At 43.8% G+C, this 24,125-nt stretch carries 26 protein-coding genes; 2 read left to right on the top strand and 24 right to left on the bottom strand.

All coding sequences use genetic code 11. The annotated features are described in order from the left end of the window. Window positions 1-5 precede the first annotated feature (5 nt). The 21 genes from ACYTXU_RS12045 to ftsY form a co-directional block, all read right to left on the bottom strand. On the bottom strand, window positions 6-1,196 hold the full coding sequence (locus tag ACYTXU_RS12045; protein ID WP_462207031.1) for a beta-ketoacyl-[acyl-carrier-protein] synthase family protein: 1,191 nt from the start codon (window positions 1,194-1,196) through the stop codon (window positions 6-8). Beyond that, window positions 1,186-1,767 (bottom strand): DUF3261 domain-containing protein, encoded by a 582-nt coding sequence (locus ACYTXU_RS12040; protein WP_462207030.1) that lies wholly within the window; start codon window positions 1,765-1,767, stop codon window positions 1,186-1,188. The genes ACYTXU_RS12045 and ACYTXU_RS12040 overlap by 11 nt, the downstream gene beginning before the upstream one ends. Beyond that, window positions 1,752-3,083 carry an NAD(P)/FAD-dependent oxidoreductase gene (locus ACYTXU_RS12035; RefSeq protein WP_462207029.1) on the bottom strand — a complete coding sequence of 444 codons (1,332 nt, stop codon included), beginning with the start codon at window positions 3,081-3,083 and terminating at the stop codon, window positions 1,752-1,754. Before ACYTXU_RS12035 ends, ACYTXU_RS12040 begins: the two co-directional genes overlap by 16 nt. Next, the gene (locus tag ACYTXU_RS12030) at window positions 3,076-5,424 is read right to left on the bottom strand and encodes an MMPL family transporter (RefSeq protein WP_462207028.1); all 2,349 of its coding nucleotides are present in this window, start codon (window positions 5,422-5,424) and stop codon (window positions 3,076-3,078) included. The genes ACYTXU_RS12035 and ACYTXU_RS12030 overlap by 8 nt, the downstream gene beginning before the upstream one ends. Further along, window positions 5,414-6,046, bottom strand: coding sequence for a LolA family protein (locus ACYTXU_RS12025; RefSeq protein WP_462207027.1), 633 nt, complete (start codon window positions 6,044-6,046; stop codon window positions 5,414-5,416). Before ACYTXU_RS12025 ends, ACYTXU_RS12030 begins: the two co-directional genes overlap by 11 nt. Then, a complete protein-coding gene (locus ACYTXU_RS12020; RefSeq protein WP_462207026.1) occupies window positions 6,033-6,482 on the bottom strand; it encodes an acyl-CoA thioesterase in 450 nt (149 codons plus the stop codon). The genes ACYTXU_RS12025 and ACYTXU_RS12020 overlap by 14 nt, the downstream gene beginning before the upstream one ends. Continuing rightward, window positions 6,469-8,022 (bottom strand): HAL/PAL/TAL family ammonia-lyase, encoded by a 1,554-nt coding sequence (locus tag ACYTXU_RS12015; RefSeq protein WP_462207025.1) that lies wholly within the window; start codon window positions 8,020-8,022, stop codon window positions 6,469-6,471. Before ACYTXU_RS12015 ends, ACYTXU_RS12020 begins: the two co-directional genes overlap by 14 nt. Then, window positions 8,009-9,745, bottom strand: a complete 1,737-nt coding sequence (locus ACYTXU_RS12010; protein WP_462207024.1) for a glycosyltransferase family 2 protein — start codon at window positions 9,743-9,745, stop codon at window positions 8,009-8,011. Before ACYTXU_RS12010 ends, ACYTXU_RS12015 begins: the two co-directional genes overlap by 14 nt. Beyond that, window positions 9,745-10,119 carry an ApeI family dehydratase gene (locus ACYTXU_RS12005; protein ID WP_462207023.1) on the bottom strand — a complete coding sequence of 125 codons (375 nt, stop codon included), beginning with the start codon at window positions 10,117-10,119 and terminating at the stop codon, window positions 9,745-9,747. The genes ACYTXU_RS12010 and ACYTXU_RS12005 overlap by 1 nt, the downstream gene beginning before the upstream one ends. A 1-nt stretch (window position 10,120) precedes the next feature. After that, window positions 10,121-11,464 carry an AMP-binding protein gene (locus ACYTXU_RS12000; RefSeq protein WP_462207022.1) on the bottom strand — a complete coding sequence of 448 codons (1,344 nt, stop codon included), beginning with the start codon at window positions 11,462-11,464 and terminating at the stop codon, window positions 10,121-10,123. Between the two features lie 9 nt (window positions 11,465-11,473). Further along, on the bottom strand, window positions 11,474-12,037 hold the full coding sequence (locus ACYTXU_RS11995; RefSeq protein ID WP_462207021.1) for a COG4648 family protein: 564 nt from the start codon (window positions 12,035-12,037) through the stop codon (window positions 11,474-11,476). A gap of 2 nt (window positions 12,038-12,039) precedes the next feature. Further along, entirely contained in the window at window positions 12,040-12,297 is a 258-nt protein-coding gene (locus ACYTXU_RS11990) for an acyl carrier protein (protein WP_462207020.1), read from the bottom strand. Next, the gene (locus tag ACYTXU_RS11985) at window positions 12,297-12,560 is read right to left on the bottom strand and encodes a phosphopantetheine-binding protein (RefSeq protein WP_462207019.1); all 264 of its coding nucleotides are present in this window, start codon (window positions 12,558-12,560) and stop codon (window positions 12,297-12,299) included. The genes ACYTXU_RS11990 and ACYTXU_RS11985 overlap by 1 nt, the downstream gene beginning before the upstream one ends. Further along, window positions 12,535-13,335: a lysophospholipid acyltransferase family protein gene (locus ACYTXU_RS11980; RefSeq protein ID WP_462207018.1), complete on the bottom strand. Its 801-nt coding sequence runs from the start codon at window positions 13,333-13,335 to the stop codon at window positions 12,535-12,537. Before ACYTXU_RS11980 ends, ACYTXU_RS11985 begins: the two co-directional genes overlap by 26 nt. Further along, a complete protein-coding gene (locus ACYTXU_RS11975; RefSeq protein WP_462207017.1) occupies window positions 13,325-14,074 on the bottom strand; it encodes a beta-ketoacyl synthase chain length factor in 750 nt (249 codons plus the stop codon). The genes ACYTXU_RS11980 and ACYTXU_RS11975 overlap by 11 nt, the downstream gene beginning before the upstream one ends. A 172-nt stretch (window positions 14,075-14,246) precedes the next feature. Further along, a complete protein-coding gene (locus ACYTXU_RS11970) occupies window positions 14,247-15,041 on the bottom strand; it encodes a substrate-binding periplasmic protein (protein ID WP_462207016.1) in 795 nt (264 codons plus the stop codon). A gap of 264 nt (window positions 15,042-15,305) precedes the next feature. Next, window positions 15,306-16,157: an RNA polymerase sigma factor RpoH gene (rpoH, locus tag ACYTXU_RS11965; RefSeq protein WP_462207015.1), complete on the bottom strand. Its 852-nt coding sequence runs from the start codon at window positions 16,155-16,157 to the stop codon at window positions 15,306-15,308. 321 nt (window positions 16,158-16,478) lie between these two features. Then, the gene (locus ACYTXU_RS11960) at window positions 16,479-17,057 is read right to left on the bottom strand and encodes a YceI family protein (protein WP_462207014.1); all 579 of its coding nucleotides are present in this window, start codon (window positions 17,055-17,057) and stop codon (window positions 16,479-16,481) included. 197 nt (window positions 17,058-17,254) lie between these two features. Next, window positions 17,255-18,223: a permease-like cell division protein FtsX gene (gene ftsX, locus ACYTXU_RS11955; protein WP_462207013.1), complete on the bottom strand. Its 969-nt coding sequence runs from the start codon at window positions 18,221-18,223 to the stop codon at window positions 17,255-17,257. Continuing rightward, entirely contained in the window at window positions 18,216-18,899 is a 684-nt protein-coding gene (gene ftsE / locus ACYTXU_RS11950; RefSeq protein WP_462207012.1) for a cell division ATP-binding protein FtsE, read from the bottom strand. Before ftsE ends, ftsX begins: the two co-directional genes overlap by 8 nt. A gap of 23 nt (window positions 18,900-18,922) precedes the next feature. Next, on the bottom strand, window positions 18,923-20,134 hold the full coding sequence (ftsY, locus tag ACYTXU_RS11945; RefSeq protein ID WP_462207011.1) for a signal recognition particle-docking protein FtsY: 1,212 nt from the start codon (window positions 20,132-20,134) through the stop codon (window positions 18,923-18,925). A gap of 129 nt (window positions 20,135-20,263) precedes the next feature. On the opposite strand from ftsY, the gene rsmD reads away from it, so the two are divergent. Then, entirely contained in the window at window positions 20,264-20,881 is a 618-nt protein-coding gene (gene rsmD, locus ACYTXU_RS11940) for a 16S rRNA (guanine(966)-N(2))-methyltransferase RsmD (protein WP_462207010.1), read from the top strand. A gap of 35 nt (window positions 20,882-20,916) precedes the next feature. Here the strand turns inward: rsmD and ACYTXU_RS11935 are convergent, their stop codons facing one another. The 3 genes from ACYTXU_RS11935 to ACYTXU_RS11925 form a co-directional block, all read right to left on the bottom strand. Continuing rightward, window positions 20,917-21,873, bottom strand: coding sequence for a HEAT repeat domain-containing protein (locus ACYTXU_RS11935; protein ID WP_462207009.1), 957 nt, complete (start codon window positions 21,871-21,873; stop codon window positions 20,917-20,919). A 249-nt stretch (window positions 21,874-22,122) separates the two neighbouring features. Beyond that, window positions 22,123-22,410 carry a peptidylprolyl isomerase gene (locus ACYTXU_RS11930; protein ID WP_015781577.1) on the bottom strand — a complete coding sequence of 96 codons (288 nt, stop codon included), beginning with the start codon at window positions 22,408-22,410 and terminating at the stop codon, window positions 22,123-22,125. Between the two features lie 30 nt (window positions 22,411-22,440). Then, window positions 22,441-23,226 (bottom strand): class I SAM-dependent methyltransferase, encoded by a 786-nt coding sequence (locus ACYTXU_RS11925; protein WP_462207008.1) that lies wholly within the window; start codon window positions 23,224-23,226, stop codon window positions 22,441-22,443. Between the two features lie 17 nt (window positions 23,227-23,243). Between ACYTXU_RS11925 and ACYTXU_RS11920 the strand changes: the two genes are divergently transcribed. Then, a complete protein-coding gene (locus tag ACYTXU_RS11920) occupies window positions 23,244-24,122 on the top strand; it encodes an RluA family pseudouridine synthase (protein WP_462207007.1) in 879 nt (292 codons plus the stop codon). Window positions 24,123-24,125 lie beyond the last annotated feature (3 nt).

Raw genomic sequence — 24,125 nt, 5'->3', positions numbered from 1 at the left:
CCCTATTATGTGCGACCGATTATAACACTGACATTATTGCCGCCAAAGGCAAAGGAGTTGCTCATGGCAACCTTGAGAGGTTGGCTGCTAGTTTGGCCGGTTGCCAGAGTTAATGTGGGGATCGCTGGGTCGTATTGACCATCATAATAATGCTTGGGAAAGTGAAAAGGCGCAGAAGATTGAGACAGAGCGAGCCAGCAAAAAGCCAGCTCGGTTGCCCCTGCTGCGCCTAATGTATGGCCAACAAGAGGCTTGGTTGAGCTGGCAATGGTTGAATCAGTAAGAATACGAGAAACAGCCTTACCTTCCATCAGGTCGTTCAATTCAGTACCGGTGCCATGCAAATTTAAGTAATCAATATTTTCTGCTTGCAGTCCCGCATCTTCAAGCGCCATTGCCATAGCGAGGGCTGCGCCCTGACCATCGGGATGAGGTGCCGAAATATGGTGCGCATCAGATGATTCACCCACGCCCAACAAAGCAATAGGAGCTGCTTCACGCGACATAATAAACAGCGCCGCACCTTCGCCGATGTTAATTCCATTACGGTTGACACTAAACGGTAATGCTAGCTGAGGAGAAATGGCTTCCAATGAATCAAAACCGTTGAGAGTCATATCACAGAGTGAATCAGCGCCTCCAACGATGACGGCATCGCAAATATCATTCTCGATAAGGCTGCGGGCAGAAGCAAATACCTTACCGCTGGAAGAGCAAGCCGTCGAAATAGAATAAGCCGGGCCATTTAACTGGAGATAGTCTTTAATGAAGCTGGCCGGGGAGGACATTTCTATTTGGCAATAGTTGAAATCCTCGGGAAACTTTCCGCTCTGAGCATGTGATTGGAGCGCAATTTCACCCTCAGCAATGCCGGAGGTACTAGTGCCCATAACTATGCCAATACGATGAGCCGGATAGGTTTGTGACAATTCGGAAAGTGATGCAGAAAGCTGCTCAAGGCAGTTAAGAATGAGCCGGTTATTACGGGTATTATGTTTGGCAAACCCGGCTGGCATAGCAGGTAGCTGAGTTTGAACTCTTCCGACCAAGAACTCTTTGCTGGTGGCGGGTGATCGATAAGGAACCATACCGGAGGTATTGCCACTAATCAGTTTGGAAAAAACCTCGTCATGCTTAGATCCTAGGGCATTATTCAAAGCCATATGATTAAGGTAAACAAGCGAATTACTGGCCATCAGAAACCTCTTCAATGGATAAAAGTTCAATATTCAAGCTGTAACCACGTTCTAGATGCCGAAATTCAATATTACCCTGATAATAAACCGGCTCAGTATAGCGAATGACGATAATGGGTTGCTGGTTATGACTAATCACACGCTCAAGAGGATTGATCTGATTAACCTCGGCGCCGGTTAAAGCTTTAGCAACGAGCTCAGCAGGCCATAAACTCAGCTGCATGTCAGCTAACAGATATTGAGGCTTCAGCTCATCACTTGACGGCAAACCACTTGCTTGGATTTGATCGCGCTTCATTTCGATAGAAAAGAGACGCGTGCCGGTGGCTGTTAGCCCGACCATGGTTAACCGATTGTCGCGGACTTCAGTTTGAAATAATAGATCACGCGATTGACCCTGAAAATCGATTTGGGCACTTTGCAAAAGCTGTAAGCCATGTTCAAAGGGAAGTTTGTGGATCAGTTGAAACTGAACATCTTGGGCGATCTGCACTCTATGTTGATCGCTGATATAAGACGGATTGCAACCCCAAATGGATAAGCAAAGTAAGAGAATTATGACGTTGCGCATAATTGACCTAATGTATTTAATCGACGTTTAGTGTGTACTACGAAAGGGTTGCTGGTATCCCAGGCATAGCCAGCCAGAATCGAACAGACCATTTCGCGAATATTCTCAGGGGCGTCATCAAAGTGGATAATATCCTGCAACTGTCCCTGATACCAGGATTCCACAAAAGCCTTAAAGGTTTGAACTCCTTGTTGCAAAGGATCAGCAAACTCTGACTGCCAACATACCTCTTCATCATTAAGTTGCTTTAACAGAACATCGGTAGCCAACTTGGCGGATTTAAAAGCGATGGTCACCCCTGAAGAAAAGATCGGATCTAAAAACTCGCCGGCGTTACCCAGCAATGCATAACGATCACCAAACAGCTGCTTAACGTTGGAAGAATAGGCAGTGATGTGCTGTACACTGGTGGTTTTGCTGGCAGCGGTTAAAAGTTGCTTGAGGCGAACCGATTGGTTAACAGCTTCATCCAGCCACTGCTCATGGGAAGAGTGCTCATGGCTAGAAGAGGCGTTCTCTAATTGATCAGTCGCTAGTTGCTCAGTCTTTAATTGTTCGAACTCTAATTCCTCAAACTCTAATTTTTTAAAAAAGTCAGGCTTGGCAACACAGCCAATGGAGGCAGTGCCGTCAGCGAACGGAATCAACCAATACCAGACATCTTTACATTGTGGATGAGTTTCTATGAGGATTTTATTTCTGTCGTAAGTTTCAGAGTTGATATGGTCTTTTACATGACAAAACACTGAGCTTCTAACCGGAAATGAGCTGGGAAGCGTTAAATCCAGCAGTTTTGGTAATACTTTGGCAAAACCGCTGGCATCAAGGATAAAGCGGGTATGGATATCACGGCTGGTGCCATCTTCATCCTGCAAAGTGACGGCACAGGGGGCTTCTAGCTGCACCTGAGTGACCTGTTGCCCAAAACAAAAGGTTGCTCCCTGCTGTTCTGCAATTTCTGCTAATAGTTGATCAAAGGCAGCTCGCTTGACTTGAAAGGTGCTGCCGGGCCCTGAAGTAAACTTCTCGTTGAAATCAAAGTGGCAAGGGTGATTGTTGGCAAAAAAAGCAGCGCCATCTTTGAATTGAAAACCAAGCTCAGGGGCTGCTGCTTTAACGGCATCAAGCATATTTGCTTCTTGTAAATACACCATCGACTGCGGTAGCAGGCTCTCACCAATTGAGAAGCGCGGAAAGTGCTGTTTTTCGACCACCAGAACGCTAACGTTTTGTTGTGTTAATAGTGATGCCGCCAAGCTGCCTGCCGGGCCGGCACCAATGATGATGACATCGTACTGTGGGTTCAACTCAGGCATGATTCAGTCCTTTAATCCGGTAAATTCGACTACCAAGAATGGGTGATAGCAAGTAGACGGTTAATATGCCCGTCAGCATGGTCAAACCAAAGGCATGAATGGCTGGTGTTTCGCTGAGTGACAAGAGCCCAAATGACAGGAAGGTTGTGGTGGCAGATAAAGTGACTGCCAGGTGAATGTAAATTGATCGAGACTGTGCTTCGGCATAAAAAAGCCCGTAGTCAATGCCAATGCCGAATACTAGAAACAGTGCCAGAGTGCTGAATAAATTAAAGCTGCCAGTGACCAGTATGGTAATGATAATCGCAACAGAGGCCGCCAGTAGAGGAGCCAATACAACATGGCAGGCAATTAGCAGTTTGTATTTGATAGACAGTAAAATCAGTATCGCCAGGCAAGCCAGTAGTAGCATGTAGCTAGCGAGTTCACGGTAGCTGGTAAAAAGCTGTGAAACTTTGTCAACTTTGTTAATGAAGTAAAGATCAGGACTCTGCTCAGCTAATAGCTCAAGAGCCTGAATATTTTTAATATTCGAGAGGCTGATTATGGCGGTGGCCTTACCTTCAATATTACCTAACCACAAATAAGAAAGACGTTGGCCAATCGGTGACTCGAGCCATTCTTCGAGCTCTAAATAATTGTCGCCGTTTAGGTGATAGTCGCTTTTGAGCTGTGCAAGGCTCGCTTGATCAAGTATTCCGATATCAAGGAAGGGTTTGAGATTAGATAAGGTCAGTTGCTCACCAATCAGCTGGTAATCTGCTTCCTGTTGCGGCCGACTTGGCACAAAGTGGCCAAGATGCGAGTAACTGCTGATGACATTGTCAGCTACCAACTGATCAAGCTGGTTATCAAATTGATTAATGGTATTCAACAGTTGTTCACTGGAATTTGCGCGTAGTAAAAAGAATTGATTAGTGGCCGGAGCTGATGTGATCTGGGTAAGCATGGCCTCCTGTTTAACCAGCTCTGCTGGCGCTGCCTGCAACTGACGAATATTGTCGTTGTCTTGATCAGCGGTTAATAGCAGATAGCCTGCGATAATAGGCAGCAACAGAAGACTTACCATAAGGTAACGATGAGTGAGCTTCTGGCTAACCGAATGATGCTTTTGAAGAACTGACAGGAACGCCGAGGGTGTAGAAACTTTATAACGGAAAGTATCAAATAACAGTACTACGGTCAGAAAAGCACCGACTAAGCCAGTAGCGCAAAAAACGGCCATTTGCTGCAGGCCGGGAAATGGAGCCATGTAGAGTGCGGTATAACCGATCACGCTGGAGAGCAAGCCCATTACAATCGCCATAAAGATATGCGGCAAGGGTTTCGAATGGTGGATGGCACTGGAAAAATAATGGAAGGCATAGTCGACCGCAACGCCTAACAGACTGGCGCCAAAAACCAGCGTTAAAATATGAATAGAACCAAAGACATAATGAACTACCGTGAAGGCAACAAAAATTCCAACAGCCAGCGAGGTTAAGGTCATAAACAGTGGAGCGATACTTCGAAAGGCAATGATTAACAGGAAGATAACACCAATTAAAGAGCCTACTCCGATGGTTGAAATTTCCGACTTGGCGGATGCAGCTGCATATTTTGCATAAAATACCGCACCGGTTGTTAACAACTCGACGTCAGGGTGGCTACTGGCAAAATTATGGGTTACTTCAGTAATCCGATCCTGGGTTTCAGTGTCGAACGGTGAACGCTTTAATAACGCCGATAGAATGACCAGATTATGGTCAGGTTGTGAGAACAACATCAGATTATCGACTATCTGCGCTTGAGAAGATGGCTGGTTTTGGCCCACAGAATTTTGCAGATAGCGATAGGATAACAGCAATGGGTCCTGTGGCATCAGATTGAGCAGCTGACCGGAGAGTGGCGAATAAAGAATTTGTAGGCTGTCATCAATAAAAGGTTCAGCGCCAGCTGAAGACATGAGCTTGCGGTCCGCTTCACTCAATAAGTGAAAGCGATGCTGAAAAACCAGCTCAGCAATGGCCTGTTGTTCACTCTCGGTTATTTGAGTGTTGAATCGTTCAATCAATTGGGTTTGTTCAAGTTGAGCAATTAACGATTGAGCCAGCGGTTGAAAATCGGTGTCTTTGTCTGTCTTTATGCCAACAATAATTTGTCTAAAGTTTTTGTCCGAAAATTGCTCGAAAGCTTTCTCAGCAAAGGGATCCACTTCAGTAACAGGCAATAACTTCAAGATATTGGTTTGGATGTTAAACGCAGAGGAAGATTTAAGCTGTTTATAAAAAAGCCCCGCAGTTGCTAGAATTAAAATAACCCAAATCAGGGCTTTAGATTTAGTAGACAGTTTAGCGGACAAAATAGAGACCTAGTGCTTCTTCTATTGCCGGATCATCAAGCGGCTTAAAAACTAATTCTGTAGTATCACCATTTGCTTCAGCAAAAATTAGTTGTTGAATATTGGTGTTACCAATGATGGTTATGTCAGTTAACAAACGCTGCATATCATCATGTTTGGCCTGCAATTGAATCTGCCATTGCTCTTCATCACAAATCAACTCGGCAGAAAAGTTACGTTCAAGTTGTTCAAAATCACCCGCTAAAATAGCAAGAAAGGTTGAGCTGATTAGCTGACTGGCTTTTTGATTCGAGTTGGCTGGTGCTGAAACAGCTTGATCATGTTTGTTGAATTGTTGTAAGGAGTCATCTTTGATCAGAATGGTACTTTTAAGAGGCTCTGTTGTTTGCCAAATCACGCCATGTTCATCTTCAACCAGCAGATAACCTGTGGAGACTAATGGTTTAGATAAAATGGCAATGCGTTTGGTTTGCTGAAATTGATTAAGAGGAGCATGCTCGCGCACCTGCTCTGTGACGGATTGAAGGTTACAGCTTTGAGCTGAATCAGTGTGTGCTTTGCTGGTAGCAAGAAAAGCAAAGGACAAAAAGAATGTCAGTAATATTAACTTATAACGATGCATAATAGTCTTCTAGTTTTTGAGATAGAACAGTGGGCGACATTAATTGCATTTCAAATTCATCGGCAGTTACTGCAACCTGAATGGAATGGCCTTTTGAAAGTTTCTTGCCGGTCGCCTGATCTTCAATTCGGTAGTCAATCAGCAAACGGTTTTCACATTCTTTAAGAGTCGCAATACATCGTAATTTTTGGCCGTACCTTGCCGGATTAACGTACTTCACTCGTATATCAATGATTGGCCAGTAATAACCTGATGCCTTCATTTGTGGATAATCATAATCAATCTTGCGCAGTAGCTGGCAACGCGCTTCTTCGAAGTATTTGATGTAATTGCCATGCCAAACGATTTGCATCGGATCAAGGTCGAAGAAAGGCACTTCAATGTTATATTCTGCGCTGATTGGATGCGAATGTAATTGTTTATTATTGATTGGCATAGGTGCTCCAATGCTGCTTTTGAATTAAGGCAACGAAATGTCTCAGTTCATATTCTAATGGGCGGTCTTCACTGACCAATTCAAAATGCTCAAATACTTGCTCTAAGGTGGATGAAACGCCATCGGAGAGTGACGTTTGGTCTAATTGATTCTGCTTAATACGCAAAGTTACTGCTTGAGTTGCTGCCATTAATGAAGCAGCAGCGACTTGCTCAGTGAGTTCCAGAATACGCAAACAATCGCGAGCAGCAATGGTACCCATACTTACTTTGTCCTGATTATGGCATTCTGTCGAGCGTGAAAAAACACTGGCCGGCATGGTCAGCTTTAATGCTTCAGCAGTCCAGGCGCTAATGCCAATTTGCACAGCTTTAAAACCATGATTTAAGGGTTTGCGGTGTTCTGAGGCAGCAGACAGATTATTGGGTAAGCCATTATTAAATTTACAATCCATTAACAGAGCCATCTGACGATCCATTAAATCGGCAAGATTGGCAACGCCAGTTTTCATGGTGTCCATGACCATCGCAATATGACCACCGTAAAAATGACCGCCGTGCAAAACATGTTGACCTGCCCCATCGATAATAGGGTTGTCGTTAGCACTGTTTAACTCAGTTTCAATGGTTTGACGCATCCAAGGCATAGCATCTTTCAGCGCGCCTATAATGTGAGGGGCACAGCGGATGGAATAGCGATCTTGAAGACGATCGGAGTTGCGTGGATGTTTGTAATGATTCAGATCGTCACGAATCCAGGCCGCCACCTGGTTTTGACCAGGGTGTGGTTTGACTGAAAACAGCAGTTCATCAAAATGAGCGCTGTTGCCCTGCAAAGCAATCGAGCATAGAGAAGTGATACGGGAACAGAGTTTGGTCAAGTAATCAGCCCTTTCAAATGCAAGACAAGCCAGCGCAGTCATCACTGCGGTACCATTCATTATCGCCAGACCTTCTTTTGGTTGCAGCGTGATGGGCTTGATACCTAGATTTTTAAATACTTGCTCGGTTGGCTGAGTTTTACCTTGATAGAGCACCTCGCGTTCGCCAATCAGTGCTGCAGCAACATAGGATAGTGGAGTCAGGTCACCACTGGCACCAACCGAACCTTCTTCAGGGATACGCGGTAAGATATCCTTTTCCAATAAAAGTTCTAGTTGCTGTAATAATGACCAGCTAACGCCTGAATAACCTTGGCTTAATGATGCTAATCTTGCCGCAAGAATGGCACGAGTTTGTTCGGCAGAAAAGATATTTCCTAGGCCACAGCCATGGAAGCGGGTCAGATGTAGAGGTAGCTCATGAGTGTCCTGCACAGGCACTGGTGTGGTAACTGAATCACCATAACCCGTGGTAACGCCATAAATAACGCCATCTTCACGCAACAGTTCTTTGATAAAGTCAGCACCCTGTTGTATTTTGTGCTTGAACTCAGGTGCAGAGTTAAGCTGGGCAGTGGCATTGCCTTTTGCGAGTTGGCAAATCTGCTCAATGCTAAGCGAAGAGTTACCAAAAGTAATGGCTTTTTTAGTTTCTGTCACGGCGATGGCTCTCTTGTGTTTTTAGTGCGCTACGTTGAATATGTTGATGGTCATCTTTTTGCCAAAAATTATAGAAGTTGAACCATTGATATGGGGCTTTTAAACAGTAATGTTCCAGCCTCTGAGAATAACGCTCAATAATGGATTGTAACTGATCGTTTTTGTTTGTTCTTGCCAATTTCAGACTGTCAGAAAAAGGCTCTAAATAAACATGATACTGTCCTGATTGTTTCAGACAAAATAATAAATAGACAGGGCACTCAAGGATGCCGGCTAAAATAAATGGACCTTGTGAAAAGGGTGCTGATTGACCAAGAAATGAAGCATAGTTTACGCGGCCATATTGAGTGACAGAGGTTCTGTCGCCAACGATAATAACAATTTCTCCCGCATCGACCTTCTCTTTAAGCATGATGGCTGTTTCAGCTCCGAGAGTATCAACCTGTATCAGGTTAACAGAAGCCTTAGGATTAAATTTTTCAAGTGCCTGCTGAAATTTTAAAGCATGTTTTGTAAAAACAAGAGCATTAATAGTAAGTGCAGAGTCAGCCTCACCGATGGCTCGACAAAGCTCCAAATTTCCTAAATGTGAACCAATAAAAACAGCACCTTTGCTAGAGTTATTTTTGCGCAGAGAGTCAAATATTTGTGGGTTATGGAAGATGATATCTTTCAGTCCCACATCCCCAAGCCAGGCTCTAATTTTATCGACAGCGGCTAAGCCGAATTGATAAAAATGTTTATAGACGTGATACCAACGAACCTTGGCATGGGATTGATTATAAGTGTTTATGCGCTGTAAATATTGATAAGAAGCACTACGCGCCTTGCTGCCAGTTAAAACAAAATAAGCAATGACAGGAATTAATACGATACGAAATAGCCACTGGCCAAAAAAGCGATATAACCAGACTAAAATTTGGATTCCGATAGTGGAGCCGCGCTCTTGTGTTGCTGACCAATGAGTATCAGTTTGCTTACGTCGTGACTTGAAGTGGCGAGCAATTAGCCTGGGTGCGCGAGGGAGCATGCCAAAAAAAAGTTTAGTATGCATTTTAGTGATTAACCAATTGTCCTGAAGCATTCTAAAGTGTGAAGAGCCATCTTCGGGATAGGTAACCTTAGTAGGAAAATTGAGAATATCGACAGAAGCCCAATAAAGTTTGACAAGTATTTCAGTGTCAAAATCCATTCGCTTACCGATATTCGTGCTTTTAATAAGTTGCACGGTAGCAGCAAGCGGATAAAGGCGGTAGCCACACATTGAGTCTTTGATTTTGAAGGACAAGGTTTCGACCCAAACCCAGAAGTGAGTGAGGTAGCGTGGGATTAAACGCCCTAATGGCACTGAATCATCGTAATCCGGAATACCGCAAATAACGGCTTCAGGATAGTTGTTACTTAAAGCAATAAAGTTGGGAATATCTTTAAGGTTGTGTTGCCCGTCAGCGTCAACTTGAATGGCGTGACTAAAGCCTTGTTCATGAGCGGCTAGCAGCCCAGCCATTACTGCGCCACCTTTACCGGAATTTTCAGGCAGATTGATCACTTGTAAAAAGCTAAATCGATCGGGCAATTGGTTCAGCACTTGATGGGTATGCTGATCGCTACCGTCATTGACCATGATAACGGGAAGGTTAAGTGGTTCTATTGCTAGCAACACCTGCTCAATATGCTGAGTATGATTATAATTTGGTATGACGATACAGTGGCAAGAGGACATCAGTCGGTCAGCCTAAGCGGAGAAACAAAAATTTTGCCAGAAGAATACTGACTTTGGCTATTATAAAAAGAAAATGTGAAACACTCTCTATTGTGATCAAAAGAAAGAGTGAGTTGGACTTGATTGTTTGGCGTCATGACCTGCTGAAATTTTAAAGTTGTCATTTTCTGCACTTGCCAATGACGAGAAAGTTTTAACTTAGGGGCTAGCAGGTTACTAAAGTAATATTTTGCCCAGGCGATTTGGGTCACTCCCGGAACAACCGGGAATTGATCAAAGTGTCCTTCAAAAGCATCTAAATTTGCATCAATGCTCAACATGAGTTGAAGCTCATTATCATGCAAGTCCTGCGCAACAATATCTGGATAATCCATATTAGAATAAAGCCTTAAGTTCATCTAAAGGAAGCTTGCCTTGGCTGTTCAAAGGCAGGTCATCAAGGTAGCGCCATTTGCGCGGGATAGCAACGGCTTCATAGGTTTCTGCTAACTGGGATTTAAATAATCGATTAAGGCTTTGTTTTTGGCGGGTTTCTAGGAATTGCCTGCCCTCCTCGCTGAGAACAACTACCGCACCTAAAAACGTACGATGATGCTGTAACACGACAATTTTGGCCTCTTCTATCAATGGTGATGCGTTAAGAGTGTGCTCAATAGCATTCAGTGAGACGCGTTTCTCTTCAATCTTAACCACTCTATCTTTTCTGCCCAGTAGCTTAAAGTGTTGATTATCAAGAAGCTCTATCTCATCATCTAGAGCGATATCTTGTTCAAGGTAGGGCGAAGAAAGAATCGACGGTTGATTGGTTGGCTGGCAAATATGAATGCCGGGAAACAAGGTCCACTGCTGATTAAGATTACTTTGTTGGCGATAACCAATACCGCCAGTTTCGGTGCTACCATAGACCTCGACGGGAAAAACGCCTAGTTGCTGATGGGCAAGCTGTGCCGCTTGTTGGCTTAATAAGCTGCCGGAACTAAAGCATGTTTTTAATGAAATAGAGTCAAGATTTGTGTCCTGTCGAGATAAAAAAGCAGGGCTTGAAATCAAACAAATATCGGGATTATCTCTACATAAATCGGCGAGTTGTTCTTGATATAAAACAATCCTGGAGTAAAAGGAATGTCGATAAATCAGTGGCCAGAGGAGCCGGAAGATCAAACCATAAATATGGTGGTGGGATACAGTAGCAAGGAACTGGCAGTTAGCGACCGACTCACCGAACAGGCGATCAATAGCGCCGACTTCCATCAGTATATGAGTAATCGATTTAGTGATTAACTTAGGCTTGCTGGTGGAACCGGAGGTGAAAAAAAGAACTTTACTGGTTAAAACCTCAGGCAGAATTAAGTTATTAACGGTTTCATTAAGTTTTGTATTAACAAATTGATCGCCAGACACTAAAGGGTTTAGTGACGTCTCTCCGATAATAGCATCGTAATGAGTATCAATTTGAGCAATCCATTCAGGCTTGTTATTGGCTGTTAAAACAATATCTTTTTGCAGCATTAACAGGGCAATGAAGTTAACTGCAAACGAATAGCTATGTTCGACAAATAATAAATAAGTGTGGTGTGGGTAATGATTAATGTGAGCCATGCAAAGATGGACGTCATGAATAAACTGAGAGTGCGAATAGGCATGCTCTGCATCATAGGCTACCCAATAATTATGAGGAGCTTGTAGTAAATTATGGAGTTTTTCGACAGCCTCGTTCACATCACTACCCTACTTCGATTGGTGTATCAGCTTTCTATAGATGAGCTCACCAAAGAATAAAAGTCCCATTAACAGATAAGAGATAAGTCCATTATAGAGTGTCCAAACTTCTATGGTGGTAAAGAAAGTGGTGTACAGTGAAATAAAGATGTTAACAATAAAAAATGCACACCATATTTTGGTAACATTCTTAGTGTAAGGAATCGCTTCTGCAGGCAGCTCAGGTTCCTGAGTTCGTGCGATTCTTTCAATCACTGAAGGGGGTGAATACAGGCTATAGGCAAATACGGCTAAAAAGCTGGCGGTAATAATGGCTGGATAAAGTTTTAAGCCGGAAGTTGTATTGAGAAAAAAGCTTAAGGATGCAATACAAAGTCCAGCTATAAGGACGATAATCCACAGACCTTTAAAGGCTTGCAGGAGTTTTCCGCGGATTACAAATCCACGAATCAGAACCAGTCCACCCAGTAACAGAGCTATCGATTTCGGTTCTAAATATTGCAGGCCAAAATAAACCGCCAAGGGGTAGAGTAAAACCACAATAGCGATTAAGGTCTTAAAAAGATGTTGCATGGTTAGCTATGAACTAAGTCATACACCGCGTCAACAACATGCTGCATGGTTCGAACAGCCTTGAAGGTTTCGGGATTGACGGATTTGCCAGTCATTTCCTGTAGCTTGATGACTAAATCAACGGTATCAATGCTATCCAGATCCAAATCCGTATAAAGATTAGCTTCGAGTGTAATATCGTCGCTTTCTACCTCAAAGTCTTCAACCAGGATGGTAACTAAATGTTGGAAGATCTGCCCTTTATTATCAAGTTGTGCCATCAGCGAGCTCCTCTTTGTTGTTCTATAAAAGAAGCTAAAGTACTGACAGAATAGAAATGTTTCTTTGATTCTTCTGAATTGGAATCAAGTTTAATATCGAATTGTTTCTTCAAAGCTAAACCAAGCTCAAGTGCGTCAATTGAATCAAGTCCTAATCCATCACCAAATAAAGCTTCGTCTGCTTTAATATCATCAATGCTAATTTCTTCGAGATCGAGCGAGTCAATAATAACTGCTTTAATCTCGTTTTCTAAGGATTTCATTTTTATCTATTTCCTCTATAAAAATCGATTTAATATGCTCCGTTAACCGTCTTGCTGCGATTGATTCATTTTTCTCATTATGAATAAACGGAGTAATATCTATTTCCTCAACCACCCTCATCGAGAACTGTGCTCTGCGAGGAGGAACTTGATACCACATTTCTTGTTTTGTAAGCGTGGTGGGGTCACAGTCGATAATCACTGGCAGTAGATTTTTTTGACAGCGAATGGCAATGTTAGCCGCCCCGCGCTGTAGTTTTATGGGCCGATTGGGGACTGTGCGAGTACCCTCAGGAAATATCACAAGATTATAACCTTCTTGTAGGCTTTTGTTACAGTTTTGTATGAGTTTATTTACATCCTGGTCGTTGTTAATAAAGTCGGCAACTCTAACCACCCTTTTCAAGAAAAAGTTGTTCCATAAGCCTTCTTTAACCACACAATCAGCCTTGGGGATTAAGGAAATCAGCGCAACAACGTCAATCAGGCTGGGATGATTAGCAATAATGATTTTGCCTTCAACGCCTTGTAGCTGCTCCTTGGCCTGTTTTAAGTCAAAGGTAAATATTCCCAGCATTTGCATAAAGCGGATAAATACATACCAGCATTTGTGAATCAGGAAGCGAGCCTTTTGCTTGCGGATATTTGGATCACGATAAAAGAGCCCAATAATCGGAAAAACCAACAACGATAATAATAAACCCCCAATCCCAAAGGTTGCGAAGGATAGGCCAGTCGCGAAAATGCGCCATAGGTAATTGATTTTATACAACATGCTTCACAAATTCCCAGCGTGTATCAAGACTGTTTAATGCTCGCTGCTGTTCACTACTCTGTAGAAAGTCGTAAAAACTGAGGCCTAAGGGCAATTCGGGCGATTGCTGATGCTTAAGGGGCTCAAACGCAAAAGAGATGGCTGGATACGCTGTGGATGGTTGGGTCAGCAGTAAAGAAAGGCTGTAGCTTGGGTATAGTTTCTGCTGTAGTTCGGAGAAAGGTGCTCCAACCTGCAGATCAAAGCAGGTTAATAATACCGGACGGCCCGGAAATCTCTGTAGCTGATGATAACTCTCTAGCAGTGCGTAACCGAAGGTGTTTGACTCAGCGGCAATGCTGGTCCCCGGATTTTTATTGCCAGTAAAAATAGAATATAAACCAAGTGAAGCATTATGAACGGATAAACTGAAGTCTTTCGGTGAGACTGCCTGCTCATGAAGCATGCTTTCGACAATGTTAGTAGTTCGGTTGAGCTCACCGTGCTGAGAGGCGAAAACGGTTATCGGTTGTTCAGCGGTAAAGTCACTGTGCTCCAGACAACAAAGGGAGCTGTGCATAGCTATCTTACTGAGGCCGCTCAGTCTGCGTCGTTTGATGGGAGGAATTTGCTTCAAACTAATTTCGTTGAAATCGGCCAGTAAAGCTAAGCTCTTAAAGTTGGATTGCTCTTTAAAAGCCGGTTGAATCCAGCAATGGGAAGATAGGACGCCTAGCTTTATAGTATTGTTATTTGTCATCTGCCTATCGTTCCGTAGTGCTTATTATCCGAAGAGAATCTAGTAAGAAGTGTCTAGAGATAAGAATCTAGAGGCGAGAGTCTAGCCGATTTAATTATCTACTTCAAATGTGACTTAAGATAAAAAAAGCCACCAATGAAGGTGGCTAAAGTTTGTCAAATCAATCTTTTGATCATTGGTACTTAGCAACAACAGGGTTCACTTCGCTATTGGCCACCAGTTCTTTAATGGCGTCTTGCAATGCTTTGGTCTTCTCTGGCGATAATCCTTTTTTGCTGAACATGAAGGAAACATTATCGCTTGGAATAATAACACTAGACTCTTTAACCTGTGATTCCAGGCCTTTACGTTTAATAATATAGCGTCCTTCGATCGGGTCAGTTAAGACGCCATCAATAGTGCTGTAAATGACATTGTAGAAACTTTGCTCGCCGAAGTTACCGTCAATAAATAGTGGGCCGTACTGTGGGTGGTTCATCAAGTTATAGACGTCCTGACCATAGTAATAGTCATTTGTGATACCAATTTTGTTACCACCACTTAAAAATCCACTTAATGTATCACCCTGAAAAGAACTGGTTGAGCGGATAAACAGTGCAAATGACTCGCTTCGATAGGGAACTGAAAAATCAGCATAAACCTTACGGTCTGGGGTTTCAGTGGCACCGCCTAATACGTCAATTTCACCTTTTTCCAGAGCCGTTAATAACTCTGACCAACCTTTTTGAACATATTGAACGTTACATTGAGTAGCATCGGCAGCCTTCTTGAAGATTTCGATATCAATGCCTTGCATCTCTGCGTTGTGTAGAAATTGGTAAGGTGGACGCGGTTCCCATCCATATTTGATGACGCAATCGTAATCATTGCTGACTGTCGTTTCGGTTGTTGAAGGGTTGGTATCCCCTCCTCCACAAGCCACGAGAAAAAATGTGCTGACAAACAATAAGGTGCTTAGACGATTCATAAAGCCTCCCCAAGCTTTTTAATTATAATGACAGTATCATCTTGCTACTAAATGTGAACTGGATCAAGTATTTGTTGTATAAAAACTCGACAAACAGGTTGAAAATCAGTCAGCAATTGACTGATTTGTCGACAAATAGCTCAGAAAACAAACCAAAACCGACTTGTGGTGTAAAATATTTGATAATTGGTGAGAAGAGCCCAGGGGCAAAAAAAAAGCGACCAATTTGGTCGCTTTTTTAACATAAATGTTCGCCAGCACAGATTAGCTAATGGCGTTTTTAATTTTGTTCATGGCATTTTTTTCTAACTGACGAATCCTTTCAGCTGAAACGCCATATTTATCTGCTAAGTCATGCAAGGTCGCTTTTTGATCGCTCAACCAGCGTTGCTGCAAAATATCCTGGCTTCTTTCATCCAGCGTTTTCAATGCAGACAATAAGCGAGTTTCGCGCTGATCCTGCCAGTCTTCCTGTTCAATGGCTTGCGCGGGATCTGAGTTAGGAGATTCGAGATAATGAATCGGTGCGTATACTGCATCATCGTCATCGCTGGCATGCGGTGCATCGAATGAGGCATCGTGGGCATTCAAACGCCCTTCCATACGACGAACTTCTTCTTCGCTGACACCTAAATCCTGTGCAACGGCGTTAATTTCGTCATTATTGAGCCAGTTAAGGGTTTTCTTTTTCGAACGCAAGTTGAAGAATAATTTACGCTGCGCCTTGGTGGTCGCAACTTTGACGATACGCCAGTTACGCAATACGTATTCGTGAATTTCAGCTTTGATCCAGTGCACGGCGAAAGAAACCAGACGCACGCCGACGCTAGGGTCGAAACGCTTAACCGCTTTCATCAGGCCAATATTGCCTTCCTGGATAAGGTCGGCTTGTGGTAAGCCGTAACCGCTGTAACTTCTTGCTATATAGACAACAAAGCGTAAGTGAGCCATTACTAACTGGCGCGCAGCTTCAATGTCGTTATTGTCGTGAAATTCATGCGCTAGTTTTTGCTCTTCTTCGACCGACAGGACAGGAATAGCGCTGACGGTACTGACGTAACCATCAATACTGCCTGTTGGAACGGCTAATGCCATGCTCGGTGAAATGTTGCTCATGCATTCTCTCCAATAATAAAGATTGGCCAATATTAGCACTGTTTAAGTGAGAGTGCTAATATTTTGGCACTCTAAGCATAAGAGTGCTAATCAGTAAAAAAGTTCCATACAAAAAAGAGGTTTCAGGCGAGGTTCTATAAGGCCTGGAGGCTAGTTTGTATCCTTGAATCAAGTAACCTACACCCCTCGTAAGCAGAAATAAAGTGAAACTTGCTAAAGTCTTATGGGTGCTTTGTAACAGGAGATTACAAATTAGAACCAGGAGTTCCTGCCAGACCAGAAATCAGTCGGTTAGCAGGAACCGGATTAAACTTAAGGAGCTTATTTTGCAGTCGCCTCTACTTCAATAATGATATCAACCTCGTCACCAACTGCTGGAACACCATATATCATGCCCCACTCTGAACGTTTGATAGTGCCAGTAGCAGAGAATCCAACGTGTGGTTGTTCGCTCATTGGGTGTATGCCCGCCTGATTTAAGGTTAAGTCCAAAGTAATCGGTAAGGTTTTGTCCAAAATGGTTAAATCACCGTGTAGCTTACCGGTATTTTCACCGGTTTTTTCTAGCTTAGTACTTTTGAACGTCATGGCCGGGTATTGCTCAACATCGAAGAAATCGGGGTTGCGCATATGGTCGTTCCATTTTTTATTTTCTAGATCAATGCTTTTGGTATTGATTGACACTTCAGTTTTAGCGGTTGACCAGTCTTCAGGATCAAAGCTTAAGGTACCGTCAAAGGCGCGGAACTTACCATAAGAATTAGAGTAGCCTAAGTGATTGACTTTAAAGATGATCTGGGTATGGACTGTGTCAAACTCGTAATCAGCAGCTTTAGCGTTAATGGTGCTAGAAAAAGCGAGGGTGGATATGCTTAAAGCTAAAGTAAACAATAATTTCATAAATCTTTTCCTTATATCGACAGGGATACTCAATATTTGATAGATAATAAACGCTCATATTCAAACAAGCTTCTCAGCCATAAGCAAATAGCATAATGTAATTTTGAGTATTACCTCAGAGTATAGCGGGTGAATGGCTAGTTGAGCCTAGTATCCATTATGACTGGTGAGAAAAAAGTGAATCTTTTAATGGTTAGCTAAGTGGGTTGAATATCTTTAAGGTGTTTACTGACCGAGAACCAGGCACCGAATAAGCCCAAACCTGCACCAATTGCCAATAATGTCAGCGTCTGGTTAGGTTCCAATCCCATTAAAGAAAAGCCGCTGTTATATAGATCAGCTAGTGTAGAAGAGGGTTGCTGTAAAAGAAGCAACACAATATTAACCATCAGCGCAGCGAGCAGGGCGGCAATAAGACCGTACCAGAAACCGGTATATAGGAAGGGACGGCGAATAAAGGCATCGGTGGCTCCGACTAATTTAATAACCTGAATCTCGTCACGGCGATTTAAAATCGCCAGTCGAATGGTGTTGCCAACAATCAAAAGAACCCCGAACGCAAGCAAGATGCTGACAAAAGAGCCTACTTTCTGTGAGATTTCAAGAATTGCCTGGTAGCGTTGAATCCAGGCCATGTCCAACTGAGCCAGATCAACCATGGGGTTTTGCTCTAACTCCTGTGCCAGTTGCTCGAGCATGGCCGCTTCAGCATGGATTTCATAGGGAGTTAAAATAATACTATCGGGAAGAGGGTTATCGTCAAGATAGTCCAAAGCATCGCCAAAGCCGGATTGTTGCTTAAACTCTTCAATAGCTTCTTCCTTTGGAACCAGCACAACCTCTTTAAATTCGGGACGAAAGCTTAACTCTTGTACCAACTCGGCTCGCTGTTCCTGACTGACATTGTCTTTGAGGAATAAAGCCATTTGCACACCACCGCTCCAGTTACTGCTGATGGCTTTAGCATTAGAGCTGAATACATAAAAAGCAGTCGGCAAAGCCAAAGCGATGGCTAAAACTAATATGGTCAGCAGACTGTTAGTTGGGTGACGCAAGACATCCAGCAGGGTGCTCGCAGCATTTTTCTTGTGCAGGCTGATAGCCATCTTGAAACGATCAAGAAAGCTGACTTTATAGGAAGTATTTTGACGATTGGATTTACTCATCAAAAGCAGCCTCCGCCAGTTCGTTGCGAATGGTACGGCCTTCTTTCAAGGTAATGACCGGGTGCTTCATGCGGGCAATTAAGGCTAAATCGTGTGAAGCAATCAACACTGAAACACCAACCTGATTGAATTCTGCAAATAAATTCATGATGTCGGCTGACAACTCAGGATCGAGGTTACCGGTCGGCTCATCGGCAAGCAGAAGAGGGGGTTTATTGACCACTGCGCGTGCAATGCCCACTCGTTGTTGCTCGCCGCCTGACAGCTGAATTGGCAATTGCTTTTCTTTACTGAGCAGCCCGACCTTGTCCAGCGCAGCCCGCACCCGTTTCGGAATTTCACGATCGGATACGCCGGCAATAATCAAAGGCAAAGCAACATTGTCGAAAACAGTGCGATCATATAAGAGACGATGATCCTGAAAGATCATGCCAATTTTGCGACGATGGTAAGGAATATGCCGATCTTTAACTTTACTTATATTCTGCCCATCAAGAATGACTTGACCACGTGTAGGCCGCTCCATTAGAGCAATCAATTTCAGTAGGGTACTTTTACCAGCGCCACTGTGGCCAGTTAGAAATGCCATTTCACCAGCCGGTAACTCAAAGCTAACCCCTTTGAGGGCTTCGTGGCCACCTTCATAGCGTTTAAATACCTGGTGAAATTCAATCATAGTGTGTTGATAGATTATTATTGTTAAGCGTTATCGTCGGTTGCGAATAAGGCCTGAATAAAGTCCTGGCCATTGAATTCGCGTAAGTCATCAATACTTTCGCCCACCCCAATGAAGCGAATTGGCGTTTTCATCTTGTCAGCCAATGCAAAAATAATACCACCTTTCGCAGTGCCATCCAGCTTGGTAATGGTAATTCCGCTAAGTGGTACCGCTTTATTGAAGTGTTCGGCCTGATTAAGAGCATTTTGACCGGTACCCGCATCGACCACCAACATCACTTCATGCGGCGCGCTCGGATCCAGCTTTTGCATAACACGCTGTACCTTGGATAGCTCATCCATCAGGTTCGATTTAGTATGCAAACGTCCGGCTGTATCGGCGATCAAGACATCAATATTGCGTGCCTGGGCTGCCTGTAGAGCATCGAAAATAACTGAAGCGCTGTCTGCGCCGGTGTGCTGAGCGGTGACATGAATATTATTGCGTTCGCCCCATACTTGAAGCTGCTCAACAGCGGCGGCACGGAAAGTATCGCCAGCAGCGAGCATTACCGATTTACCTTCACCCTGGAATTTTTTAGCCAACTTGCCGATGGTGGTGGTCTTACCGACACCATTGACTCCAACCATCAAAATCACAAAAGGCTTGTGGGTCAGCTCCAGCGGTTGAGTACAAGGTTCAATGATCTCAGACAATAATTGGCGTAAACGATCCATTAAAGCCTGTGGGTTCTTAAGCTCTTTACGATCGGCTTTGTCAGTCAGATCATCAATGATTTTGCGGGTGGCACTTACACCCACATCAGCCATCAATAATTGAGTTTCGATTTCTTCCAACAAATCGTCATCAATTTCTTTACTGCCCAGAACCAGATTAGCCAAGCTGTCCGCTAACTGACCACGGGTGCGGCTTAAGCCGGCTTTGAGGCGTGAAAAGAAACCTTTTCTTTCGGCTGGATGCTGTTGATTGCTGTCAGTATCAGTCAAAGTTGGAGCCGCCGCTTCAATCTTTTCTTCCTGGTGCTCCTGATGTTCGTAAGCTTCCTCAATATCATGTTCCACCTGCTCTTCGAGCTGTTCTTCCAGAGCATGTTCTGCCTCTTGCAGAAGCTCTTCATCAACGCCTGTATCAGACTCCGGAGCTGGAGTTTGATTAGCATTCTCGGAGTCTTTTTTGCCAAACCAGCCGAACAGGCCGCGTTTTGATTTATCTTTTGATTGTGAGTCGCTCATGGCAGTAAAGGTATCAATGACTTGTTAAACTTTATAAAGGCGTTATCCTATCACTTTCAAGGCAGGTGCGTAAGAGATTTGCAAACCGCGAGCGGGCAAACTTGAACGCCAGAGTAGAAGAGGCCACTTATGGCTAATCGAAATAAGATTGCTCAACAAAGCAAGAGAACATCCTCATCGCCACATGCAAAAAAGACCGGCCAATTTCGGGTCATCGGTGGCAAATGGAAAGGGCGCAAATTACGCTTTATTGAAGTTGAAGGGCTCAGACCCAGCCTTGATCGAATTCGTGAAACTCTCTTTAACTGGCTACAGAATGAGATTCATGGCGCACGGTGCCTGGACTTGTTTGCAGGATCAGGAGCTATCGGTATTGAAGCGCTCTCCAGAGGAGCAGCGAAAACCTCTTTTGTTGAACTGAACCGCAAAGCCTTTCACCAGCTTGAAGAAAATTTGGGACTGGTCAACGCCGATAATGCTCATGTTGTGCATGGCGATGCTTTTGAATTTATAGCCTCAAATCAACAACCTTTCGATATCATCTTCCTTGATCCGCCATTCCATAAAGGCATGACGCAAAAAGTCATAGAACAACTGGCTGAAGCGGAGTGGCTTAAACCTGAGGCTCTAATCTATATTGAAGTGGAGCAGGGGCTGGAGCTTAATATTCCAGAGAACTGGAGTGAGCTTAAAGATAAGAAAGCAGGGCAGTTGCAGTATAAGTTGTTTGAAATAGAGGTAAGTTAAGGGAAGTACCCTTAACTTACCTGAGCAAAGAAGATTTATTTTAAGTACAAGTCAATGACTTCCTGACTCCATAAACGTTCTTTATCATTCGCGCTTTGTAGCTCATTGGATGCAACTACTAAGAAATTGCGTGCTTCGTCAGTACCGATATCTCCGATCGACTTTAGCGCCATAGCTTTATCTTGCCAGATATCCGCTGTGGCATAGATTTCTTTAAGTCGTTCCAGTGACGATTCAGCCTTGATGGTGCCGAGACCAGAAATGGCAGCCAGACGAATATACTCATCATCATTATTAGTAAGTTCTAGCAGAGTATCTAAAGCTAGTGGATTATTAGAAAATCCAAGTTGGTACACGTCCTGGTAGGCAGTATCAGCATCATCAGCATTGTTAATACGAGCAATCAGAGCCTGAACTTCTTCATCGGTCATTGCCTGGTGGAATAGGTGATTATTGAGTTTTGCGACAAATTCTTTAATGGCTAGATCTAAAGGCTGATTGAAAGTTGGCTCAATAATTTCATCGAAGCTCCAAACAGGAGTCTTGCCACGCTTAATAAATAGGGCAATACGCTTAGAACCTTCGTCACTCATGATGTCAGCGCTAAGCATGGTAAACGTAATGAATGGCGTATAGGCATTAGTGCGATGATTTCTGACAACAAATTTGTTGATATGAATGTTTTTGCCTTGCGCGGCGAGCTGTGCATTAATGTTACGCGCTTTTAGCTCTGCTTGAGTGTGCTTTTGTAAGAACTCGATTGGCTCAACTGGAGTTTTATTATCGAGTAGCTCTGCCTTTAGAACACCGTAGCTGAACGTTTTCTCCAGCTCAGGACGACTGTCTATCAGGTGAAGCGACTCTTGAGATTCAGCTGGATTGGCGTAGCTGATTGTCGATGGCTCAGGTTTATCAATGTTGTATGCCGAAGGTGCGCAAGCTTGTAACCCCAATAAAACTGCTGTAAGCAGTAACGTTTTTTTAATATTCATAATATCCTCAATTCATTATTATAAAGAGACGGCTTATTTAATAAGCACATATAGTTTTTTGCTAATAAAAAGCGGATAAATATTAGTTGAACGGGTTAAGTATTGCAATAATCCACATCAAGAGCATCTCGGGGGGTGAATGGACTAGAGATAAATAATATCGGTTTGTTCGCTTGATAATTTATGGGTATGTCTTTGAGATAGCGGAAAGGCTTGCCTAAAAGTTGTAGCACTATCGGCTTAAACCAGTTACCCGCTTTTATATAATACTTTGATTAAATGGTAACCAAAGCGCGTTTTGACTGGGCCAATTAAAGGTTTATCTTCACTACCTTTTGCAAATACCGCATTATCAAACGGCTTGACCATTTGGCCTCGCTTAAACTCGCCGAGATCGCCGCCCTGTTTTTTTGATGGACACATGGAGTGGCGCTTGGCCAGCTGATAAAAGTCAGCGCCTTTTTCCAGCTTGGCTTTGAGCGCCAGGGCTTCTTTTTCGGTTTTTACCAGAATGTGTAATGCAGAGGCTTTGGCCATGGTGAGTTCCTTAAATAAAAAGTGACACAGTTAATTGGGAATTGCCTGCTTAACATAAACATCAAAACGATTGGCTTTGCTTTCGATGCTCATGGAGGGCTTTTGCTGATTAAGATAGGGCGCATAACTGGGTCTTTTGACCACCACGCGGTATTTAGCGTGTTTCATTGCCAGTGGTAACAGCTCATCGGCATCCAAATCTTCTCCAACCAGCAGTTTTACCAGCCGCATCTCTTTTTTCACTGCAGCACTTTTGTTGCGTGGTGGAAACATAGGATCAAGATAAATGATATCGGGCTGTTGCTCAGATGATAATTGTGGTATCAGCTCGTTCGCCTGTCCCTGAAATAACTGAAAATGTTGCCCAAAAAGCGCCTGAGTTTCGGGATGGCTGGTAGCGCGCTCGATAGCGTCTTGTAATAAAGCCGCTACATAAGGCGAGCGTTCGATGATGCGCAGGCGACAGCCGAGGTTGCGCAATTCGGATGCATCACGGCCCAGACCGCCTGTCCCGTCGAGGATTGAGGGCTGCCAGTTGTGCTTCAATCCGCAGGCTTTTGCGATCTGTTGCTTGCGGCCACCGCCGTGACTTCGGCGCCAGGCGATTGCTCCCTGAGTGAAGTCCAGAGAAAAGCCGGTTGCATGTCCCTCCAGCTTGGCGTAAAAATGTAACACTTGATTGGCATCCTTTGGCTCAAAACAGAAATAGCCATCGAACTGCTCCAGCTCACCAGCATCAGTAATTACAGGCAAATCAGCCAGTAACGACGGTGGTGATAAAGAATCGGTTTGATAATAAGCTAAAGAATGCTTCACAGTTAATAATTCACACGATGATGACAGAACCCGCACAGAATACCATTATTGAGCAACATATAAACCTTGATGACATTGCCGATCTGAATGATACCAACCCGCTCGAATTATTGGTGCAAGCCAGCGGTTTGTCAAAGCAGAAAGTTAAAGACGCCATGACCAAAGGGGCTGTCTGGTTATCGCATGGCAAACAGGCGCGGCCTTTGCGTCGCAAAAATGCCAGACTGCGTTTAGGTGAGGAGCTGCATCTGTACTATAACGAGCAGGTCCTAAGCGAGACGGTAGCCAAACCCGAGTTGATAGCGGATGAGGGTGATTACTCGGTCTGGAATAAGCCTTATGGTGTTTGGTCGCAAGGCTCTAAATGGGGCGATCATTGCTCCATTGGACGCCTGGTAGAAGAACATTTTGACTACAATCGACAAACCTATGTGGTGCATCGGCTGGATCGGGCGGCAAGAGGCTTGATCATCCTTGCCCATAATAAAGAGGCAGCGGCAGCCTTATCGGCCATGTTTGCCAAGCGTACCGTCGAAAAACACTATTTGGCCTGGGTTCAAGGGCAATTCCCTCATGATACAGTCACTATCGACAAGCCTATTGATAACAAGCCAGCCAAAAGTATCGTGACTTTGAAAGAATATGATGCGGACACGGATCGTAGCTTGCTGTCGGTGCAGATTCTGACTGGCAGAAAACATCAGATCCGTATTCACCTGGCTTCGCAAGGTTTCCCAATTATAGGGGATCGGCAACATGGGCAAGCTGATGACGACAGTCCCAACCTGCAACTGATAGCTTATAAACTCATGTTTCAGTGTCCGATAAGCGGCGAGCAAAAAGCATATTGTTTGAAAGATTCTCAATTACAAGAGTCGGAACTTGAAGATTGTTGAGAC

It is taken from the genome of Kangiella sp. M94 (genome assembly GCF_054926195.1).
This window is presented reverse-complemented; position numbering and strand designations above follow the sequence as displayed.

Excerpts from the sequence above, each read along its gene's own strand:
- ACYTXU_RS12045 (WP_462207031.1), bottom strand. The coding sequence starts at position 1,196 with ATGGCCAGTAATTCGCTTGTTTACCTTAATCATATGGCTTTGAATAAT.
- ACYTXU_RS12040 (WP_462207030.1), bottom strand. The coding sequence starts at position 1,767 with ATGCGCAACGTCATAATTCTCTTACTTTGCTTATCCATTTGGGGTTGC.
- ACYTXU_RS12035 (WP_462207029.1), bottom strand. The coding sequence starts at position 3,083 with ATGCCTGAGTTGAACCCACAGTACGATGTCATCATCATTGGTGCCGGC.
- ACYTXU_RS12025 (WP_462207027.1), bottom strand. The coding sequence starts at position 6,046 with ATGCATCGTTATAAGTTAATATTACTGACATTCTTTTTGTCCTTTGCT.
- ACYTXU_RS12020 (WP_462207026.1), bottom strand. The coding sequence starts at position 6,482 with ATGCCAATCAATAATAAACAATTACATTCGCATCCAATCAGCGCAGAA.
- ACYTXU_RS12010 (WP_462207024.1), bottom strand. The coding sequence starts at position 9,745 with ATGTCCTCTTGCCACTGTATCGTCATACCAAATTATAATCATACTCAG.
- ACYTXU_RS12005 (WP_462207023.1), bottom strand. The coding sequence starts at position 10,119 with ATGGATTATCCAGATATTGTTGCGCAGGACTTGCATGATAATGAGCTT.
- ACYTXU_RS11995 (WP_462207021.1), bottom strand. The coding sequence starts at position 12,037 with ATGCAACATCTTTTTAAGACCTTAATCGCTATTGTGGTTTTACTCTAC.
- ACYTXU_RS11990 (WP_462207020.1), bottom strand. The coding sequence starts at position 12,297 with ATGGCACAACTTGATAATAAAGGGCAGATCTTCCAACATTTAGTTACC.
- ACYTXU_RS11985 (WP_462207019.1), bottom strand. The coding sequence starts at position 12,560 with ATGAAATCCTTAGAAAACGAGATTAAAGCAGTTATTATTGACTCGCTC.
- ACYTXU_RS11980 (WP_462207018.1), bottom strand. The coding sequence starts at position 13,335 with ATGTTGTATAAAATCAATTACCTATGGCGCATTTTCGCGACTGGCCTA.
- ACYTXU_RS11975 (WP_462207017.1), bottom strand. The coding sequence starts at position 14,074 with ATGACAAATAACAATACTATAAAGCTAGGCGTCCTATCTTCCCATTGC.
- ACYTXU_RS11970 (WP_462207016.1), bottom strand. The coding sequence starts at position 15,041 with ATGAATCGTCTAAGCACCTTATTGTTTGTCAGCACATTTTTTCTCGTG.
- rpoH (WP_462207015.1), bottom strand. The coding sequence starts at position 16,157 with ATGAGCAACATTTCACCGAGCATGGCATTAGCCGTTCCAACAGGCAGT.
- ACYTXU_RS11960 (WP_462207014.1), bottom strand. The coding sequence starts at position 17,057 with ATGAAATTATTGTTTACTTTAGCTTTAAGCATATCCACCCTCGCTTTT.
- ftsX (WP_462207013.1), bottom strand. The coding sequence starts at position 18,223 with ATGAGTAAATCCAATCGTCAAAATACTTCCTATAAAGTCAGCTTTCTT.
- ftsE (WP_462207012.1), bottom strand. The coding sequence starts at position 18,899 with ATGATTGAATTTCACCAGGTATTTAAACGCTATGAAGGTGGCCACGAA.
- ftsY (WP_462207011.1), bottom strand. The coding sequence starts at position 20,134 with ATGAGCGACTCACAATCAAAAGATAAATCAAAACGCGGCCTGTTCGGC.
- rsmD (WP_462207010.1), top strand. The coding sequence starts at position 20,264 with ATGGCTAATCGAAATAAGATTGCTCAACAAAGCAAGAGAACATCCTCA.
- ACYTXU_RS11935 (WP_462207009.1), bottom strand. The coding sequence starts at position 21,873 with ATGAATATTAAAAAAACGTTACTGCTTACAGCAGTTTTATTGGGGTTA.
- ACYTXU_RS11930 (WP_015781577.1), bottom strand. The coding sequence starts at position 22,410 with ATGGCCAAAGCCTCTGCATTACACATTCTGGTAAAAACCGAAAAAGAA.
- ACYTXU_RS11920 (WP_462207007.1), top strand. The coding sequence starts at position 23,244 with ATGATGACAGAACCCGCACAGAATACCATTATTGAGCAACATATAAAC.